The sequence below is a fragment of the Candidatus Cloacimonadaceae bacterium genome (genome assembly GCA_030693415.1).
Lineage (GTDB): Bacteria > Cloacimonadota > Cloacimonadia > Cloacimonadales > Cloacimonadaceae > JAUYAR01.
The window spans coordinates 1-2,609 of sequence record JAUYAR010000096.1; the positions used below are offsets into that span (position 1 = coordinate 1).

3 protein-coding genes are annotated in these 2,609 nt (G+C 49.5%); all 3 read right to left on the minus strand.

All coding sequences use genetic code 11. From position 1 onward, the window contains the following. Nucleotides 1–339: 339 nt before the first annotated feature. On the minus strand, nucleotides 340–753 hold the full coding sequence (locus Q8M98_05945; protein ID MDP3114305.1) for a hypothetical protein: 414 nt from the start codon (nucleotides 751–753) through the stop codon (nucleotides 340–342). An 11-nt stretch (nucleotides 754–764) separates the two neighbouring features. After that, complete coding sequence (locus Q8M98_05950; protein ID MDP3114306.1) at nucleotides 765–2,330, minus strand: hypothetical protein; 1,566 nt, start codon at nucleotides 2,328–2,330, stop codon at nucleotides 765–767. Further along, the coding region (locus Q8M98_05955; protein ID MDP3114307.1) for a hypothetical protein at nucleotides 2,317–2,609 on the minus strand (293 nt) is incomplete at its 5' end. The genes Q8M98_05955 and Q8M98_05950, both read right to left, overlap by 14 nt.

A 2,609-nucleotide genomic window follows, 5' to 3' on the forward strand; every position in this document is an offset into this window, starting at 1 on the left:
TTCCATACTGGGCTATCCACTCATGTACTGTGTTTCTGCCGCCAATTCCATACAGTTTCCGCGCATCTTCGGCGCAAATCAGACCGTTTTCGACATCCTCAATAACACGCATTTTAAAAGCCATGCTATAACGATTTACGGACTTCTTTTCTTTCATTTTCTCTTCTCCTTAGAAGTTGATTTGGTGTCAACTTTTTTATGACGGGACATCTTCCCCCTTAGCATTACGGAATCAATACGGACTCATTACGGACTAAGTCCGTATTGACTCCGTAATGCTAAGGAGGTAGCGCAGCATGCCGATGCTGCGGAGGGGTGAGGCCTATCCTACACGCAGGTTCAGATCACTTTTCTGGTATAGATCTCAAGGGTGGCGCGATAGGGTTTTTCGCCGGGTTTGAGGCTGCGGTTAAGTTTGTCCATCAGCTTGGATTTTTGTTGGCGAGATTTGGCATTCACGGTGGTGAGGAACATGCTGCTGGCGATTTCGTCTCCACGGGCGTCATAGATCTTTGCCAGAAGGCGCACTTCTTCGTTTTTATTTCCTTTATTTTCAATCTCATAGCCGATCTCAATGAATTGCGAGCCATAGTTTTCAAAGGCGACGCTGTGGATGATGACGCGTTTTTGCAAGGCGCGCTGACCATGAGCATTGAGCCAGATGCCAAAGATGGCGCCGATGAGCACTAAAAAAATAGCAGCTTCTTTGAGCTTCCGATTGCGGGGATACAGCATGCGGTCAATGATAGGCATATTCACATCCTTCAATATGATAGCTGCCAGCCGGCAACGATGTGGTGGCGCGGACTTGGATCCCATCGAGTATCGTGACCGATGATGAAAGCGTTGTGCGCCATGGCGCTAAAGCGGATTGTGCTGATCAGACGCCAGGTTTGAGAGATTTCCCCTTCGAACCAATCGGCGGTAGCATTATCGATTTGCGCTCCACTGAACCAATCGCCGTAATTGAGCTGCCAGCTCGAGCCGTAAGAGCCTTGTTTGGTATAGGATACGATGCTATCCAAATATAGAAACGAAGCGACGGGAAGGTTTGCCTCCAGGCTGATGTCCATCAGATTTGAACCCTTGGGATAGCCCAAGGGACGTCCGTCATGAGAATACATTGTGTGATTCATGTAATGAGTGTAGGTCCAGGGACGCACGGCAGTGAGTTCCAAAGTGAGACGGGGGGGGAGATTTTCTGTGAAAGAAAGAGCCGGAAGATCAAGCGCGACACCGCTTTGCACCGCCCATTTATTGCCCCACCAATTGCCAAAGAGTTCAGCATAACGCAGCTCGTCCAAAGCTGCGGTGAGATAGATCCTTGCGTTTCTATGCGGATCGTATGTCGCTCCGGCATAGATCATTACGTTGTCACGGTCGCCCTGATTGTGTTCCGTCACCCGCCAAAAAGTATGAGGCAGGAGATAATTCACATCGATACTGCGATTGCCATAGATGATCGATTCGCCGCCGAAAATCTGCCACAAGTCCTTGTGCCGGTATGATATTTGATGGATGGCGATGTATTTGTCCGAAAAGCTTTCATCGGCGAGTTTGACGTTTCGGGTGCTATCCGCCATCAGGGAACCGTGCATGAAGGAAAGCGTGAATGCACCGATTTTGCCCTCTGAAAGAAGATAGCCAAAGTCGTTTGCGTGGTCGTTGAGGATGATGCTGCCGGATATGTTGTCGCCCACGCGAAATTTGCCTCTGCCTAATGCTGCGGTGAGATAGCGATTGCGGAAACTGATGTCCGCGTTTAGGTTATCCATTTGGATCGTGTTTTTTTTGTGGGTGTGCCAGCCATCGATGAGAGGAGCATCGGCAGCGGCGTCAAGATCACCATAAAAGCCGCCGTTCCACCACAGGGCGCGCAAACGGAAACTTTCGCCAAGCTTTGAATTGAAGCGAAAGCCCTTGTACCAAAAGCCATAGGAATCTTCCTCTTCAATGCGATGATCATAGCCGGCGATGACGTTTAGCCTGCTTTTGAAAGCGATTATTGTATCCGCAAAGGCATAATCAAGCATGTGTTGGCGCGGCTCTCCGATGCGGAAGAAATCGATCACGGCATTTCCAAACTTGCCTATGCCAGAGAAAGGATGATCCAATCCGGCAGGCATATCTCCAAGTTCCACATCGTAATAGCTGTCGTTGTCGATCAGAAAACCGGATGTGACGCGGGAACGGACAACGGGATTGAAAGCCGAATCGGGAGCAAGCAATTGTGCGGTCAGGGGCATCGCCATTAGACAAATCAAGAGCGTGAAACCGGCGGTTTGACCAATTCTTATTCTCATGTAATACAACCGTTTAAAGTTCTTCATCGATGTCCCTGCCTCGGCTTTTGGCAATGATCCGTTCCACGTCTTTGAGGGGAATATTGAGCTCTCTGGATATCTCTCGTGCGTTCCATCCGTCTTTGATTAGTTTCATCACCATGCGGGTTCTGGTGTCGGAATCCAATAGCAGAGACCCGCCTGCGGGTTCTTTTTCCGGTCGGTTCAAGCTCCGCTTTGAAAAATAGCGAATGAAACGAATGATGACCAACAGCAGGATCAGCCCGATCAGAATCAGCAGCAGCGGATCGCGATGCGTGAGCAAAA

Bases quoted from the DNA above. Each gene is read 5' to 3' on its own strand.
- Q8M98_05945 (MDP3114305.1), bottom strand. From the start codon at position 753: ATGCCTATCATTGACCGCATGCTGTATCCCCGCAATCGGAAGCTCAAA.
- Q8M98_05950 (MDP3114306.1), bottom strand. From the start codon at position 2,330: ATGAAGAACTTTAAACGGTTGTATTACATGAGAATAAGAATTGGTCAA.